Source organism: Actinoplanes siamensis (assembly GCF_016862395.1).
GTDB classification, from domain to species: Bacteria; Actinomycetota; Actinomycetes; order Mycobacteriales; family Micromonosporaceae; genus Actinoplanes; species Actinoplanes siamensis.
Window position 1 is genome coordinate 66,130 of the sequence record NZ_BOMW01000050.1, and the last position, 16,142, is coordinate 82,271.

The following is a 16,142-nucleotide window of genomic DNA, read 5'->3' on the forward strand; positions in this document are numbered from 1 at the left end:
CCGTGGGGCTGTTCCGCAGGGTCGCCCGCGCCCGGCTGGCCGGCCGGGTCATCCGGCGTCTGCGCCACGCGGGCGTCCCGGACGCCCGCTATCACCCGGCCGGCTTCGAGATCCGCTGCACGCTGCCCGGCGACGGCGAACCGACCATCCTCCCGCTCACCCCGCTGCTCGGCCGTAGCCGTAGTGAGCTGGGCGAATATCTGGCGGGCGTGCTGCGTACCGGAAATCTGCCACAGGACTGGGCGCAGGCCGCGCCGCTGCTGCGCCCGGTTCTGCGCGGCGGCGCGCCGGGCGCGCCACTGCGCCGTGCCGCGATGCCGTTCCTGTCCGAGTTCGTGGTGGTCGACCATCCCGACACGATCACGTACGTCACGCCGGCCCAGCTGGCGGTGTGGAACGTCACCGCCGACCGGGTCTTCGAGACCGCCCGCGGCAACCTGCCCGGCGCGGTCCTGCACGGCGCCCCCGCCGACCGGCCGGTCGTGGTGCGCTTCGTCGACGACGGCAACGCGTACTGGACCTCGCACCTGCTGCTGCCGGGCTGGCTGGACCGCCTCTCCGGGCAGGTCGGCGGCCGTCCGGTGGCGTTCGCCCCGGAGCGCGGCACGCTGCTGGTCACCGCTGACGGCAGCAGCCTGCTGCCGGCGCTGTTCGCCCAGGTGGAGGAGATCTACGCGAAGTCGTCGCGATCGCTGACCCCGATGGCGTACGTCAGCGACCCGGACGGCTGCACGGTTCCCTATCCCGCGCCGCCCGGCCATCCGCTGCACCACCTGGTGTCCCGGGCCGGCCGCATCCTGGCCGTCGAGGAGTACAACCGGCAGGCCGCCGAGCTGCCCGGCGCCGCCGAGCTGCGGCTGGCCGGCTCGGACGAGGAGGGCTGGCGCACCCAGGCGCTGTGGACGAGCGACGCCCCGGTGCTGCTGCCGGCCGCCGACGAGGTGGTCACCCCGGAGCGGGTGCTGCCCTGGGACGAGCTGGATCTCACTCCGGTGGACGACCTGAGCCCGGAGCGGTGGCGTGCGCGGGGATGGCCGGACTGAGCGATCAGGCCCGCCGATGTACGACGACTCCGGCCAGCCCGGGCCCGGTGTGCGCGGCGACGACGGCGCCGACCTCGGTGAGGTAGCAGTCCCGCAGCCGGTCCCCGAGCCGCATCGTGATCGCGTCGACCAGCGCGGCGGCCCGCTCCGGCGTGCCGAGGTGGTGCACCGCGATGTCGGCCTCCCCCGCCCCGGCCGCCTCCACGGCGAGGTCGACCAGCCGGCTCAGCGCCCTCCCGGCCGTGCGCACCTTGTCCCGCACCACCACCGCGCCGTCCACCACGTGCAGAATGGGCTTGACCGACAGCGCCGTGCCGAGCAGCGCGGACGCCGCCCCGATCCGGCCCCCGCGGCGCAGGAACTCGAGCGTGTCGACGTAGAACAGGGTGCTGACCCGGTCGGCGTGGTCGACGGCCGCCCGCCGTACGGCATCGAGGTCTTCTCCCCGGGCTGCCGCCGTCGCGGCGGCCAGGGCCGGAAAGCCCAGGCCCATCGCGGCGGTCCCGCTGTCCACGACCCGCACCCGGGGACCGACCTCGGCGGCGGCCAGCCGGGCGGCCTCGAACGTGCCGGAGAGCTTGGCCGACAGGTGCACGGAGACGACGCCGTCGGCCCCGCCGTCCAGCAGTTTGCGGTACACCTCGGCGAACTGTGAGGGGGCGGGCCGGGACGTGCTGACCGAGGAGCGCCGGCCACCGAGCGCCCGGGCCACCTCGGCCGGTGAGATCTCCAGCCCTTCCAGGCCGTCCCAGCCGTTGATCACGACGGTGAGCGGCACGACGGTCAGCTCGTATCGCCCGTCCAGTTCGGCGGGCAGATAGGCGGTGGAATCGGTGACGACCGCGATGGTCATGCACGAACTGTACTGATCGCGGGCCCGCCCGGGGTCAGCCCGGTGTGACAGCGGACACCAGGAACGGCTCGCCCTGCTGGCAGGTGGTCATCATGCCGGGCTGCGGAGCGCCGGTCACCCGCACCTTGCTGCCCGGTCTCGCCGACGCGCGCAGCGCGTCGTCCCGGAAGACCAGCAGGTGGGTGCCGTTCTGCTCCTGCAGCAGCAGGCAATTCGGCTCGACGCCGGCGACGACCGTGCCGGTGATGGAGGTGGTCGACCCCAGCACCGGTTTGCTGGGCATGGTGAGCTCCGGAATCGGGGAGGAGGCCACCGGGGCGGACGGGACCGACCCGGACGACCCGGTCTGGTCCGGAGCGTTGGCGCAGCCGCCGATCGTCAGCAGGAGCAGCGCGGCGGGTACGACAGTTCGACGGATCATGACGGTTGGACGCGCCCGCCGGCCCACCGGTTCCATCAGGCCACGTTGTACGACGTGAGCTGCCACCCGGCGCCCTCGGCGTGGGTCAGCTCGGCCCAGTGGCAGTTGCCCAGTCCGCGCAGCGTGCGCAGCTGTTCCCGGGGCCAGCCGAGCAGATGCCCGATGCCCTGCCGGGCCGCCGCCCCGTGGGTGGCGGCCACGACCACGCCGCCGGGCGCCGGCGCGATCGCGTCCTGAAACGCCTCGGCGACCCGTTTGCCCAGTTCGTCGAGGGTCTCCACGCCGTCGCCGACGACGTCCGCACCGGCTTTCCAGCGGGCGTACCCGTCCGGGTGCCGCGCCGCCGCCTCGGCCGTGGTCAGCCCCTGCCACTCGCCGAAGAACCGCTCGCGGAGCCGCTCGTCCGGCCGGACGGTCAGCCCGGTGCGGGTGGCCAGCGCCGCCGCGGTCTCGGCGGCCCGGCGCAGGTCACTGGCCACGATCGCGTCCGGCCGCAGCGCCGCCAGCCGTTCCGCGGCCTCCGCCGCCTGACGGCGGCCGAGGTCGTTGAGCGGCACGTCGAGCTGGCCCTGGATGCGGCCGCCCGCGTTCCAGTCGGTGTTGCCGTGCCGCCAGACGATCAGGCGGGTGGTCACGGCGCTTCGGTGCCGGCCGCTCCGGCGTCGACCATGTCACGGTCGACGAACGGGATGACCGGGCAGTCCTTCCACAGCTTGTCCAGGGCGTAGAACTCACGCTCCTCGGTGTGCTGGATGTGGACCACGATGTCGACGTAGTCGAGCAGGACCCACCGGCCCTGCCGCTCGCCCTCGCGCCGCACCGGCTTCGCCTTCTCCGGAAGGCTGACCAGAGCTTCCTCGATGGCGTCGACGATCGCGACCACCTGACGCTCGTTGGCGGCGGAGGCGATCACGAACGCGTCGGTGATGGCGATCTGGTCGCCCACGTCGATGACGGAGATGTCCTGCGCCTTCTTGTCGGCGGCGGCCTGCGCGGCCGTCATCGCCAGTTCCAGGGCGCGCTCAGAGACGGGCAAAAGAGTCCTTCCAGCCAGTGGATGCAGGTCGGTCGGGTTCAACAACACTTCAAGTGTCTCACGCGGGTCCGACAATCCCCGAGTCCCGATAGAGCCCACGCTTGTTGATGTACTGCACGACACCATCCGGCACGAGGTACCACACCGGGAGACCGGCGGCCACCCGTTGGCGGCAGTCGCTCGACGAGATCGCCATCGCCGGGACCTCGACCAGCGTCACGCTCTCCGGCGGCAGATCCGCCGCGGAGAGCTCGAAGCCCGGCCGGGTGACGCCGATGAAGTGCGCGAGGCCGAGCATGGTCAGCGCGTCGCGCCAGGACATGATCCGGGCCAGCGCGTCCGCGCCGGTGATGAAGTACAGCTCGGCCGACTGGCCGTAGACGGCCCGCATGTCGCGCAGCGTGTCGACGGTGTAGGTGGGGCCGTCCCGGTCCATGTCCGCCCGGCTCACGTGGAACCGCGGGTTGGAGGCGGTGGCGATCACCGTCATCAGGTAACGGTCCTCGGCGGGCGAGACCCGGCCCTTCTCGTACGGCTGCCCGGTCGGGACGAACATCACCTCGTCCAGGTCGAACCGGGCCTGCACCTCGCTCGCCGCCACCAGGTGGCCGTGGTGGATGGGGTCGAACGTTCCCCCCATGATCCCGATGCGCCTGGCCGACATCCGTGCAGGATATGTCAGCCGCCCAGGCGCTTCGCGGGCATCACCACGTTGCCGAGCGGCAGGTCGATCTCGCCGGTGTGCCGGGCGGCCACCTCCAGCGCCGTCTCCCCGCAGTCGGCGGTGAGCACCTGGTACCCGGCGCCGGTCAGGAGCCGGCCCGCTGGGGCGCCGTCTGCTCGCCGGCCGGCAGCAGGATGGTCACCGTGGTGCCCAGGCCCGGCTCGCTGGTCAGGGTCACCTCGCCGCCGGCCTGGGCGACCATGCCGTACACGGTGGCCAGGCCCAGCCCGGTGGCCTCGCCCTTGGGCTTGGTGGTGAAGAACGGGTCGAACGCGCGGTCCAGCACGTCCGGCGGCATGCCCAGGCCGGAGTCGGAGACCCGCAACCGGATCTGGTCGTCGGACCGGTGGGTGTCGACCACCAGGTTGCCGCCGGAGGGCATCGCGTCCCGCGCGTTGAGCGCCAGGTTCACCAGCAGCTGCTCCAACTGGGCCGGATCGTAGGTGACCGACGGCAGGTCCGGGCCGGGCCGGAAGATCAGCGTGATCTGCTCGCCGAGCGTCCGGCGCAGCAGCCCCTGCATCCGGTCGATGGCCGCGTTCAGGTCCAGCGCCTGCGGCCGGACCACCTCGCGGCGGGCGAAGGCGAGCAGCTGATGGGTGAGGTCGGTGCCGCGGGTGCCGGCCCGGACCACCTGGCGGGCGTCCGCGACGATCGCGCCGAGGTCCGGCTGCGGCGTCTCGGCCTCCTCGATCACGAAGTTGGCGTAGTTGAGGATCACCCCGAGCATGTTGTTGAAGTCGTGGGCGATGCCCCCGGCCAGCTGGCCCAGGCTCTCCAGGCGCTGGCTGCGGTGCGCGTGCGCCTCGGCGCGCAGCCTGGACTTGTCGTCCTCGGCGCGGACCCGCTCGCTGATGTCCCGGATCACCGCCACGGCCAGCCGGCCCTGCGGGGTCTCGACGATCGTGGTGGACGACTCGATCGGGAACTCGGTGCCGTCACGCCGCCTGGAGCTGGTCACCAGGGTGCCGATCGAGCCGGGCACGCCCGACTCGATCATCCGCTGCCGTTCCGGGGTCAGCGCCCGGGACTGCTCGGTGATCAGCACGTCGACGGACTGGCCGACCAGTTCGCCGCCGGACCAGCCGAACATCTGCTCGGCCCGGTTGTTGGCCAGCACGATCCGGGTGCCTTCGAGGACCAGGATCGCGTCCGGTGCGGCCTGCAGCAGACCGCTGGAAAGTTCAGCGGACCATTCCACGCATTCACCCCCGTAGCGTCAGATTACGGGGTGCGACCGGAGGAAAGCGGCGTCTTCAGGAAAGGCCGCGGGCCAGCAGAGCCCGCCGCATGTCGTCGTCGTGGTCCTGGACCACCCGGCGCAGCAGCGGGTGCAGCTCCGGCCGGGCCAGCAGGGCGGCGGCCAGTTCCCGGGTCCGGTCCGAGACCAGCACCGCCGGGTACGCCGCGATCGCGGTCTTCTCCGCGCTCATCCCGGACCGGATCAGCAGCATCTCCGGCATGTCCGCGAAGTACCGCTCGACGTACGGCGCCAGCAGCTCGGCCTGCTCGGCGTGCCAGAAACCGTGCGCGGTGAGCTCGGCCAGCCGGTTGGAGAGCGACGCGTCCCCGACGATCGCCGCCCACGCCGCCGCCTTGGTCTCCGGGTCGGGCAGCGCGGCCCGGCACCGGACCGCCCACTGCTCGCCGCTGGCCGTCCGGTCCCCGGCCAGCTCCGCCTCGATCACCTCCAGGCCGGCCGCGCCCAGCACCGCCAGCCGGTAGACGATCAGCCAGCGCAGGTCGGCGTCGACCACCAGCCCCTCCGGCACGCCGTCCCCGGCCAGCCAGCCACGCAGCCGGGCGGTGTCGATCGAGGCGCCGATCAGCCCGCGGGCCGCGACCAGCTGCCGGGAGCCGCCGGCCGGGGAGACCGCGAGCAGCCGGTCGGCGGCCTGCGCGATCAGTTCCAGGGCGGCCGGGCGGGTCTCCGCGGTCGCGTACCTGTCGACCAGGCCCCGGGTGGCGCGCAGCACATCTTCGACGATCACCGTCTCGGTCTCCACCGGCAGCGCGGCGAGCACCAGCGCGACCAGCTCGGCCACCGGGCGCTCGCCGTCCACCACGGCGTCCAGGACGGAGGCCCAGATCACCGCGCGGGCCAGCGAGTCGGTCAGCAGCGGCAGCAGCAGCGGGACGGCGGCTGCCGAGTCCGGGTCCAGACGGATCTTGCCGTACGCCAGGTCGCCGTCGTTGAGCAGCAGCAGGTCGGCCGCCCGCACCCCGGTCAGCTCGGGCAGCACGGTCCGCCCGGTGGCGTCCAGCTCCGCCTCGATCAGCGCGCGCCGCGTCACCGCGCCGTCGGCCTGGTCGTAGAGCCCGATCCCGATCCGGTGCGGGCGCAGCGTGGGGAAGCCGTCCGGCGCGGTCTGCACGACCGTCACCTCACGGTAGACGTCGCCGTCCCGCCGCACCTCCAGCCGCAGCGTGTTCACCTGGGCCCGGCGCAGCCACACCTCGGCCCAGCCGGACAGGTCCCGCCCGCCCGCCGCGGAGAGCGCCCGGAGCAGGTCGGCGAGCGTGGCGTTGCCGTACGCGTGCTCGGCGAAGTGCGCGTTCACCCCGGCCCGGAACGCCTCGTCGCCGAGCCACGCGACCAGCTGCTTGAGCACCGAGGCGCCCTTGGCGTACGAGATGCCGTCGAAGTTCATCAACGCCTCGTCGGTGTCGGCCACCTCGGCCGGCGCCACCGGGTGGGTGGACGGACGCTGGTCGGCGCGCAGGCCCCAGGCCTTGCGCTGGATCGCGAACGTGGTCCAGGTGCCGGTGAACCGGGTCGCCTCGGCGGCCACCCGGGAGCCCAGGTACTCCGCGAACGACTCGTTCAGCCACAGGTCGTCCCACCAGGCCATGGTGACCAGGTCGCCGAACCACTGGTGGGCCATCTCGTGCGCGATCACGCTGGCCCGGTGCTCACGCTCGGTCTCGGTGATCGTCGAGCGGGGCACGAACTCGTCGCGGAACACCACGAGCCCCGGGTACTCCATCGCGCCGAAGTTGAACTCCGGGGCGAAGGCCTGCTGGTAGTGCCCGAACGGGTAGCGGATCTCGAACATCTCGTGGAACCGGTCCAGGCACTGCCTGGTCACCTCGAAGATCTCGGCGGCCTGCTGGTCCAGGTGCTCGGCGAGGGTGGCCCGGATGTAGAGCGCCAGCGGGATGCCGTCGTGCTCGTCGGTGCGCACGTGCCACGGGCCGGCGATCAGGCTCGCCAGGTAGGTCGAGATGCGCTCGGTGGGCGCGAACTCCCAGCGCCCGCCGTCGCGGGAGACCAGCCGTCCGTTGGTGGCGACCGTCCAGTCGGCCGGAGCGGTGACGCTCACCCGGAACGACGCCTTCAGATCGGGCTGGTCGAAACAGGGCAGCACCCGGCCGCCGTTGTTGATGAACAGGTGCTGGTAGAGGTAGACCGAGCCGTCGGCCGGGTCGGTGTAGCGGTGCAGGCCCTCGCCGTTGTTGGAATATCCCATGGTGGCGTCGGTGACCAGCTCGTTCTCCTCGGCCAGGCCGCTGAGCGCGAGCCGCCCGCCGGCCACCGCCTCGTGCGGCACCGGCCGCCCGTTCAGCGTGATCGAGGCGATCGCGACCGGCTCGAACTCCACGAACGTGGCCGCGCCGGGGCGGGCGCGGAACCGGGCCACGGTGCGCGCGCGGAAGGTGGCGCCGTCCCCGGTGAGGTCCAGATCGACGTGGTAGCTGTCAACGTCGACGAGGGACGCCCGCTCGGCGGCCTCGGCACGGGTCAGGGTCGGCATGAGGACCATCATGCGGTAAGGGTTTCCGGGCCGTGCAGGCACGTCGGCGATCACTTGCCCGCCGGCCGGTCGGCGCGCTAGCTTCGGTGCATGCGCGTGACTCGAAACAACTGGTGGCGGCCCTGACCGGGCGGCCCATCCACACGCGCGACTGATTCCCATCCGCGGCCGCCCCTCCCGGGCGGCCGTGCTGCGTTCACGTGTGCTCTCCGGGGACGGGGCGGTCTTCGTACCCACCATGATCGGAGACCGCACATGACCACCACCGTGACCGCGGCGCCCACCCGGACCCGCCGCCTCAGCGGCTTCCAGCCGACCGGTCGGCTGCATCTGGGAAACCTGCTGGGCGCCCTGCGCCCGCTGATCGCGGCACAAGGCGCCGCGGAGTCCATCGCGCTGATCGCGGACCTGCACGCGATGACCGTGGAGCACCACCCCGCGGCGGTACGGGCGTTCGCGCTCGAACAGGCGACAGTCATGCTCGCCGCGGGCGTCGATCCACAGCGCACGCCGATCGTGCTGCAGTCCCAGGTGCGCGAGCACACCGAGCTGCACTACCTGCTGGAGTGCGTGGCCACCCACGGCGAGGCGGCCCGGATGATCCAGTTCAAGGAGAAGTCGGCGGCCGGCGGCCAGGTGCGGCTCAGCCTGCTCACCTACCCGGTCCTGATGGCCGCTGACATCCTGCTCTACGACGCCGCCCAGGTGCCGGTCGGCGAGGACCAGAACCAGCATCTGGAGCTCGCCCGCACCCTGGCCGTGCGGTTCAACACGAAGTACGGCGCCACGTTCACGGTGCCCGAGGGGGTCCGGCCGGACTCCGCCGCACGGATCATGGACCTCGCCGACCCGTCCGCGAAGATGGGCAAGAGCAACGGCTCCGGAGCCGGGCGAATCGGCCTGCTCGACCCGCCCGAGGTGATCCGCCGCACGATCGCGCGGGCCGCCACCGACACCGTCGGCGTGGTCCGCCGGGACCGGGAGCGCCAGCCCGGCGTGACCAACCTGATCGGCATCCTGACCGAGATCACCGGCCGGGAGCCGTCCGACCGCACCTCCTACGCCGCGCTCAAACGCGAGGTCAACGACGCGGTGCAGGACCTGCTCGCGCCGATCCGCGCGCGGCACGCGGAGCTTTCCGCAAACCCCGATCTCGTACGCGGGGTGCTCGCGGCCGGCGCGGAGAAGGTGCGCCCGATCGCCGCCGCGACGGTCGGCCGGGCACGGGCCGCGATCGGACTACTGGACTAGCGCCGGGAGCCGCTTCTCGAAGCAGACGCTGCCGGGGTTGCCGGCGTAGATCCCGAACGCGGGGATCTGCCGGTAACCCGAGGACTGGTAGAGGGCGATCGCGGCGGGCAGGTAGACCCCGGTCTCCAGCCGGATCACCGGCCGCCCCGCGGCGAGCGCCTCCTCCTCCACGGCGACGATCAGCTGGCGGGCCAGGCCGTGGCCGCGGTGCGCCGGGCGGACGTACATCCGCAGCACCTCGGCCACGCCCGGCTCCAGAGCCTGCCAGGCGGTGCAGGCGACCGCCCGGCCGTTCACCACACCGATCAGATACGCGACGTCGTCGTGCGGTTCGAATACCTTGCCCGTGCCGGCTCCGGCCTCGGCCAGCTCGCGCTGCTGGGCAGTCACGAGAGCGGCGAGTTCGGGGTCCAGGGCGGGACGCGATTCGATCAGCACAGAGGTGACTCTAGGTGACGTCCCTTTCCGGCGGGTTGCGTAGAACTGGCCTATGCCCTATTCGCCGGTGTCGTCCTCGTCGTCGTCCTCGTCGGTGACCAGCACCGGGAGCTTCGCGTTGGTCACGCTGGAGACGCTCCCGTCGGCCGCCATGTGCAGGACCTCGTCCTCGTTGCGGATCCGGCGGGCCTTGCGGGCGGCGAGCCGCTGCGCCGCGGAGGGCCGGTGGTCCAGCTCCTCCAGCCGGGCGTCGGTGCCACGCGGACCGGAGACGAACTCGCCGGCGTTCGGCTGCCAGTCGAACTCGCGCTCGCCGATCCGCACCGGGTCGCCGGGCTGCGCGCCCAGCTTGGCCAGCCGGTCCTCGACGCCGAGCCGTTCCAGCCGGTCGGCCAGGAAGCCGACCGCCTCGTCGTTGTCGAAGTTCGTCTGCTTGATCCAGCGCTCCACCTGATTGCCGCGGACCACGTACACGCCGTCCTCGTCCTGCTGGACGGTGAAGCCGGTGTCGTCCACCGCGCGCGGGCGCAGCACGATCCGGGTCGGCTCCTCGACCGGCTTCGCGGCCCGGTGCTCGGCGACCAGCTTGGCCAGCGCGAAGGTGAACTCGCGGAGGCCCTCCCGGGTCACCGCGCTCACCTCGTACACCTGGTAGCCACGGGCCTCCAGGTCCGGCCGGACCATCTCGGCCAGGTCCCGCCCGTCCGGGATGTCGACCTTGTTGAGCACCACGATCCGCGGCCGGTCCTCCAGACCGCCGTACGCGGCCAGCTCCGCCTCGATCGCGTCCAGATCGGCCAGCGGGTCGCGCTCGATCTCCGGCGCCGCCGAGTCCAGCACGTGGACCAGCACCGAGGTGCGCTCGATGTGCCGGAGGAACTGCATGCCCAGGCCCTTGCCGGTGGCCGCGCCGGGGATCAGTCCGGGCACGTCGGCGATGGTGAACGTCTCCTCGCCGGCCTGCACCACGCCCAGGTTCGGCACCAGGGTGGTGAACGGGTAGTCGGCGATCTTCGGCTTGGCCGCGGAGAGCACCGAGATCAGCGACGACTTGCCGGCCGAGGGGAAACCGACCAGGCCGACGTCGGCGACACTCTTCAGCTCGAGCACCACGTCCAGCCGGTCGCCCGGCTCGCCCAGCTCGGCGAAGCCCGGCACCTTGCGGCGGGCGTTGGCCAGCGAGCGGTTGCCCCGCCCGCCCCGGCCGCCGCGGGCCACCTCGAACTCGGTGCCCGCGCCTACCAGGTCGGCCAGCACCTCGCCGTCGGCGGTCTGCACGACCGTCCCGTCCGGCACCTTCAGCACCAGGCCCTTGCCGTTCGCGCCGTCCCGGTTCCCGCCGGCGCCACCACCGCCGTTGCTGGCCTTGACGTGCGGGTGGAAGTGGAAGTCCAGCAGGGTGTGCTGCTGCGGGTCGACGACCAGCGTGATGCTGCCGCCGTGCCCGCCGTCGCCACCGTCCGGGCCGCCGAGCGGCTTGAACTTCTCCCGGAGCACGGAGACACAGCCGTGCCCGCCGTCACCCGCCTGCAGGTGCAGCACGACCCGGTCGACGAACGTGGTCACGGCTCAACTCCTCGTACGCTTCATGTCCTGTGGCCCGGCCGAGCCCGCTCAGCCGGTCTCCCGGTGTCCCGGGACTCACCCCGCCGGCCGTTCCCGTCCCCGCCCGGGGCCCCGCCCGTCCGGTCCCGGGCGGGCTCGGTCACGTGGCCACTGCTGGATTTGTCCCTATTCGCGCAACGCCGGCCCGGCCGCAGCTGTTCCCGTGACCGGCCCCAGATCTCGGCTGGCAACCATGGGTGCCAGCCCGGGAACCGCGCGGCCGGTCTCGGCTCGTCCTCATGGTTGTCTCCGGGGCGGGAGACAACCATGAGGACGAGCCGGATGCCCGGCGGGCGTGCTGGGGCGTGCAAACAAAAGCGGGCCGTGGACCCCAAGAGGTCCGCGGCCCGCTTCGGCAGTCTTACTCCGCGGCCGACGGCACGATGCTGACGGTCTTGCGGCCCCGCTTGGTGCCGAACAGCACGTTGCCCGCGGCCAGCGCGAACAGCGTGTCATCGCTGCCGCGGCCGACCAGTTCGCCCGGGTGGAACTTGGTGCCACGCTGACGGATCAGGATCTCGCCGGCGCTGACCAGCTGGCCGCCGAACCGCTTGACGCCGAGCCGCTGAGCGGCGGAGTCACGGCCGTTACGCGAGCTTGATGCACCCTTTTTGTGAGCCATGGCTGCGCCTACTTCCCGCTCTTGATGCCGGTCACCTTGACGCGGGTCAGCGGCTGGCGGTGCCCCTGGCGCTTGTGGTAGCCGGTCTTGTTCTTGAACTTGTGGATCCGGATCTTCGGACCCTTGGTGTGCTCGGCGATCTCGCCGGACACCGTAACGTTGGCAAGCTTGGCCGCGTCGGTCACCAGGTTGTCACCGTCGACGAGGAGGACCGCGGCGAGCGTCAGAGCGTCGCCGGGCTCGCCCACGAGCTTCTCGACCTCGATCACGTCGCCCTCGGCAACCTTGTACTGCTTGCCGCCGGTCTTGACGATCGCGTACATAGGACGCGGACTCCCTGAGACTTACGCAGCCCAAAACAGAAGCTGCTGGCGGATACTGCTGGGGTCCCGGCGCGACCGGCTGAGCCGGGCGCACGGAACAGGCGCCGAAAAAGCGCCGTCGGCAAGCCTACTTCATCGGCGTGCCGCGGCCAAAACCGGGTTAACTCTTTCCGCAGGCCGCATCCAGCGTAGCGTGCAATTCCGCGAGCTTGGCGTCATCGATCTTGCGGAGATCGCCCTTGAGCGCGGTCACCTGGGCGCCCATCGTCCCGAGCGCCTTCTTCAGCGCCGGGTCGGACGCCAGCTTCGACATGTCGAGCAGGGCGTAGGAGAAGCTCTCCACGTCGCGCGCGGCCTTCTCCTGCGCCTGCGCCCTGGCCCCGGCGTCCTTGGACGCGGCGTCGGTCAGCAGCTTGTAGTCGGCGGCGAAGGTGGTGCCGAAGCTGGTGCTGGTGCGGGCGGCCTGGTCGCAGATGGCCTTGGTGTCGGCGGAGAGCGCCGCGTCCGCGGAGGCGGCCACCGCGGGGTCGACGGCTGCCGGCGCCGTGGGCGCGCCGGCCGCCGGCGCGCTCTCGTCCGGGTCGCCGGAGCAGCCGGCCGCGAGCAGGGCGAAGCAGAGTGCGGCACAGGCCGCGAGAGGGCGTCGCATGGGATCTCCTCGGGGGACGGGGATCGATCCCGACGAGGGTAACGGAAAACCCGGCCCGGCAGTTAACTTTCTTTACAGCTAACTGCCGGCCGGGTTTCCTCAGCTCAGGAGCTCAGGGACGGGTACGGCGGCGGGTGGTGCTCCGGCGCGTCCGGCGACGGCCGGAACCGGCGCCCACCGCGTCCTCGTCCCCCTCGTCCTCCTCCGCGGCGTCCGGGTCGTTCGCCCCGGCCAGCCGCATCGGCTCCGCCTCGGCCGCGCTCTCCGCGCCGTTGACGTCCGGCGTCTCGTACCGGGACAGGTCGTAACCGCTGATGTCGTAGTCGTCGTCGGCGTCCGAGGCGCTCAGCACCGGCGCGGGCCGGACCACCCCGGACCGGATCACACCCGACCCGGCCACCGGGGTCTCCGGCACCGGCACCGCGGCCACCTCGGCCGCCGGACCGGCCTCCGCCGGCTCGATCAGCTCGATCGGCTCGCTCGGCTCGATGGCCACCTCGACCTCGGCCACCTCGTCCGCCGGCGCGGGAGTCCGCGGAACCGCGGCCTCCACCTGCGGCTCGACCGGCGGGGTGTCCCCACCGCGCCGCCGCCGCGACCGCCCGCTGCTCGCCGGCTGCGCCGGGGCCTCGGTCCGCGCCGCCGCCGCGACCGCCTTGACCTGGGTCACCGCGCCCGCGCCGCTGCCGCCGCCCGCGCCGCCACCGCCGTTGGACCGCTTCTCCGGCACCGGCTCGGGGTGGATCACGACGCCGCGGCCCTTGCAGTGGTCGCAGGTCTCGCTGAACGCCTCGAGCAGGCCGGCGCCGATCCGCTTGCGGGTCATCTGCACCAGGCCGAGCGAGGTGATCTCGGTGACCTGGTGCTTGGTCCGGTCCCGGCCCAGGCACTCGGTCAGCCGGCGCAGCACCAGCTCGCGGTTGCTCTCCAGCACCATGTCGATGAAGTCGATCACCACGATGCCGCCGAGGTCACGCAGCCGCAGCTGACGCACGATCTCCTCGGCCGCCTCCAGGTTGTTGCGGGTGACCGTCTCCTCCAGGTTGCCGCCCGCGCCGGTGTACTTGCCGGTGTTGACGTCGACGACTGTCATCGCCTCGGTCCGGTCGATCACCAGGTGGCCGCCGGAGGGCAGGAAGACCTTGCGGTCCAGGCCCTTGAGGATCTGCTCGTCGATCCGGTGCTCGGCGAACACGTCGCCCGCGCCGGTGTGCCGGTGCAGCCGCTCGACCAGGTCCGGCGACACCGAGTGGAGGTAGTTCTCCACCTCGGCGTACGCCTGCTCGCCCTGCACGATCAGCTCGCGGAAGTCCTCGTTGAAGAGGTCCCGGACCACCCGGATGACCAGGTCGGGCTCCTCGGAGAGGGCGCGCGGCGCGTTACCCTCGGCCGCCTTCGCCTGGATGTCCTCCCACTGCGCCTGCAGCCGCTTGACGTCGCGGGCCAGCTCGTCCTCGCTGGCGCCCTCGGCGGCGGTCCGCACGATCACGCCCGCGCCGTCCGGCACCAGCTTCTTCAGCACGTCCCGCAGCCGCTTGCGCTCGGTGTCCGGCAGCTTGCGGCTGATCCCGGAGGCGTTGCCGTTGGGCACGTACACCAGGTGCCGGCCGGAGAGCGCGATGTGGCTGGTCAGCCGGGCGCCCTTGTGGCCGATCGGGTCCTTGGTGACCTGCACCAGCACCGAGTCGCCGGAGCGCAGCGCCTGCTCGATGGAGCGGGCCCGGCCCTCCAGCCCGGTGGCGTCCCAGTTCACCTCGCCGGCGTAGAGCACGGCGTTGCGGCCGCGGCCCACGTCGACGAACGCGGCCTCCATGCTGGGCAGCACGTTCTGCACCTTGCCCAGGTACACGTTGCCGACCATGGTGCCGGAGGTGGCCCGGGCGACGTAGTGCTCGACCAGGATGCCATCCTCGAGCACAGCGATCTGGGTCCGGTCGGCCTTTTGCCGGACGACCATGACCCGGTCCACCGCCTCACGGCGGGCCAGGAACTCCGACTCGCTCAGGATCGGCGGGCGGGTGCGACGCTGCTCGCGGCCGTCCCGGCGGCGCTGGCGCTTGGCCTCCAGCCGGGTCGAGCCGGAGACACCCTGCACCTCGTCGGTGCGGCGCGGCTCGCGGACCCGGACGACCGTGTGCACGCCGTCCTCGATGCCGCCGGTCTCGGCGTCCCCGCCGGACCCCTTGCGACGGCGACGGCGGCGCCGGCGGGTCACTCCGCCCTCGCCCTCCTCGCCCTCCTCGTCCTCCTCGTGGGCGGCCTCGGCGTCGCCCTCGCCCTCGTCGCCCTCGCCCTCGGACTCGTCGGTGTCCGATTCGTCGGCCTCGTCGGACGGGCCCTTGCCCCGGCCCCGGCCACGGCGGCCACGGCGACGGCGACGGCGACCGCCGGCTTCCTCGTCCTCGGACTCGTCCTCGACGCCCTCCTCGAGTTCGTCGGCGCCCTCGTCCTCGGACTCGTCCAGCACCGGCGGCTCGGCCTCGGCGGCGGCCGGCTCGACCGGCTGCTGCTCCTCGGCGGCGCCACGGCGACGGCGGCGGCTGCGCCGGGTGCCCTCGGCCGGCTCCTCGGCGGTCTCCGCGCCGGCCGCCGGAGCGGCGGCCTCGGCCTCGGCCGGCTCGGCGGCCGCGACGGCCTCGGCCGGCTCCGCCGCGAGCGGATCGGTGACCGGGCGACGGCGCCGGCTCACCGGAGCGGGCTCGGCCTCGGTCGCCTCGGGCGGCATGAACAGCACCGCCGGGGGCAGCGCGGCGCGGCGGGCCCGGGCGGGCTTGGCCGGCTTCTCCTCGACGAAGTCGTCGTCCAGCGGGAGGACACCGACCACCGGCACCTCGGCGGCGGCGGCCGCCTCCTGCTCCGCGTTCTCCTCCTCGACCGGCTCGGCGACGGCCGGCTCGGCAGTCGCGGCCGGCTCGGGCGTCTCGACCGGCTCGGCGGGCGGCTCGGCGACGGCCTTGCGACGGCTGCGCGTGGCCTTCTTCGCCGGAGCCTTGGCGGCCTTCACCGGAGCCGCGGGCGCAGCCTCGGCCTCAGCGCCTTCCGGAGCGGCGGCCGGAGCCTCGGCGCCGGTCGGGGCCGCCTCTTCCGCCGGCGGTGCGGTGGCCTTCCGGCGGCTGCGAGTGGCCTTTTTCGCCGGAGCCGGAGCCGCGGCGGCCTCCGCTTCCGGTGCGGGTGTCTCGGCGGGCGGCGTCTGGGCCGCTGGCGATTCCGCGGGAGCCGCGGCCGCCTTGCGCCGTGTGGTCCGGGCCCGGCGGGCCGGAGTGGTGGCGGTATCGGTGGGCGGCGTAACTGCGCCGTCCCCTTCACCGCCCGGTTCTCCCAGGTTGGCTGGGGGCTCGTTATCGAGCATGGGCGCTCTCCAGTTCTGGCGACCCCGGGCGCGGGTGAGCGCTGCCACGCAGGATCGCTGCAAGTATTTCGGG

The 16,142-nt window shown here is 72.9% G+C and carries 15 protein-coding genes; 2 read left to right on the forward strand and 13 right to left on the reverse strand.

Going from position 1 to position 16,142, the window contains the following annotated elements:
• Positions 1-2 precede the first annotated feature (2 nt).
• Positions 3-1,043 (forward strand): hypothetical protein, encoded by a 1,041-nt coding sequence (locus Asi03nite_RS24980; RefSeq protein ID WP_203682887.1) that lies wholly within the window; start codon positions 3-5, stop codon positions 1,041-1,043.
• A 4-nt stretch (positions 1,044-1,047) separates the two neighbouring features.
• Here the strand turns inward: Asi03nite_RS24980 and Asi03nite_RS24985 are convergent, their stop codons facing one another.
• The 7 genes from Asi03nite_RS24985 to pepN all read right to left on the reverse strand — a co-directional run bounded on the left by Asi03nite_RS24985 (position 1,048) and on the right by pepN (position 7,832).
• The gene (locus tag Asi03nite_RS24985) at positions 1,048-1,896 is read right to left on the reverse strand and encodes a DegV family protein (protein ID WP_203682888.1); all 849 of its coding nucleotides are present in this window, start codon (positions 1,894-1,896) and stop codon (positions 1,048-1,050) included.
• Positions 1,897-1,930: 34 nt separating this feature from the next.
• Positions 1,931-2,317, reverse strand: coding sequence for a hypothetical protein (locus tag Asi03nite_RS24990; RefSeq protein WP_239102902.1), 387 nt, complete (start codon positions 2,315-2,317; stop codon positions 1,931-1,933).
• Positions 2,318-2,352: 35 nt separating this feature from the next.
• Positions 2,353-2,952: a histidine phosphatase family protein gene (locus Asi03nite_RS24995; RefSeq protein ID WP_203682889.1), complete on the reverse strand. Its 600-nt coding sequence runs from the start codon at positions 2,950-2,952 to the stop codon at positions 2,353-2,355.
• Positions 2,949-3,353 carry a ribosome silencing factor gene (rsfS, locus tag Asi03nite_RS25000; RefSeq protein WP_203682890.1) on the reverse strand — a complete coding sequence of 135 codons (405 nt, stop codon included), beginning with the start codon at positions 3,351-3,353 and terminating at the stop codon, positions 2,949-2,951. Before rsfS ends, Asi03nite_RS24995 begins: the two co-directional genes overlap by 4 nt.
• Before the next feature lie 58 nt (positions 3,354-3,411).
• The gene (nadD, locus tag Asi03nite_RS25005; RefSeq protein ID WP_203682891.1) at positions 3,412-4,017 is read right to left on the reverse strand and encodes a nicotinate-nucleotide adenylyltransferase; all 606 of its coding nucleotides are present in this window, start codon (positions 4,015-4,017) and stop codon (positions 3,412-3,414) included.
• 145 nt (positions 4,018-4,162) lie between these two features.
• Positions 4,163-5,278, reverse strand: a complete 1,116-nt coding sequence (locus Asi03nite_RS25010; protein ID WP_239102903.1) for a two-component system sensor histidine kinase NtrB — start codon at positions 5,276-5,278, stop codon at positions 4,163-4,165.
• A gap of 55 nt (positions 5,279-5,333) precedes the next feature.
• Positions 5,334-7,832 (reverse strand): aminopeptidase N, encoded by a 2,499-nt coding sequence (pepN, locus tag Asi03nite_RS25015; protein WP_203682892.1) that lies wholly within the window; start codon positions 7,830-7,832, stop codon positions 5,334-5,336.
• Positions 7,833-8,087: 255 nt separating this feature from the next.
• Between pepN and trpS the strand changes: the two genes are divergently transcribed.
• A complete protein-coding gene (gene trpS / locus Asi03nite_RS25020; protein WP_203682893.1) occupies positions 8,088-9,083 on the forward strand; it encodes a tryptophan--tRNA ligase in 996 nt (331 codons plus the stop codon).
• On the opposite strand, the gene Asi03nite_RS25025 is transcribed toward trpS, so the two are convergent.
• From Asi03nite_RS25025 to Asi03nite_RS25050, 6 genes are all read right to left on the reverse strand, one after another.
• A complete protein-coding gene (locus tag Asi03nite_RS25025; RefSeq protein ID WP_203682894.1) occupies positions 9,072-9,521 on the reverse strand; it encodes a GNAT family N-acetyltransferase in 450 nt (149 codons plus the stop codon). The two genes, trpS and Asi03nite_RS25025, sit on opposite strands and share 12 nt — an antisense overlap.
• A 57-nt stretch (positions 9,522-9,578) precedes the next feature.
• Complete coding sequence (gene obgE, locus Asi03nite_RS25030; RefSeq protein ID WP_203682895.1) at positions 9,579-11,087, reverse strand: GTPase ObgE; 1,509 nt, start codon at positions 11,085-11,087, stop codon at positions 9,579-9,581.
• Between the two features lie 400 nt (positions 11,088-11,487).
• On the reverse strand, positions 11,488-11,748 hold the full coding sequence (rpmA, locus tag Asi03nite_RS25035; protein WP_203682896.1) for a 50S ribosomal protein L27: 261 nt from the start codon (positions 11,746-11,748) through the stop codon (positions 11,488-11,490).
• An 8-nt stretch (positions 11,749-11,756) separates the two neighbouring features.
• Positions 11,757-12,071: a 50S ribosomal protein L21 gene (rplU, locus tag Asi03nite_RS25040; RefSeq protein WP_014688346.1), complete on the reverse strand. Its 315-nt coding sequence runs from the start codon at positions 12,069-12,071 to the stop codon at positions 11,757-11,759.
• 160 nt (positions 12,072-12,231) lie between these two features.
• Positions 12,232-12,720: a hypothetical protein gene (locus Asi03nite_RS25045; RefSeq protein ID WP_203682897.1), complete on the reverse strand. Its 489-nt coding sequence runs from the start codon at positions 12,718-12,720 to the stop codon at positions 12,232-12,234.
• Between the two features lie 112 nt (positions 12,721-12,832).
• Positions 12,833-16,069 (reverse strand): Rne/Rng family ribonuclease, encoded by a 3,237-nt coding sequence (locus tag Asi03nite_RS25050; protein ID WP_203682898.1) that lies wholly within the window; start codon positions 16,067-16,069, stop codon positions 12,833-12,835.
• Positions 16,070-16,142: the final 73 nt, after the last annotated feature.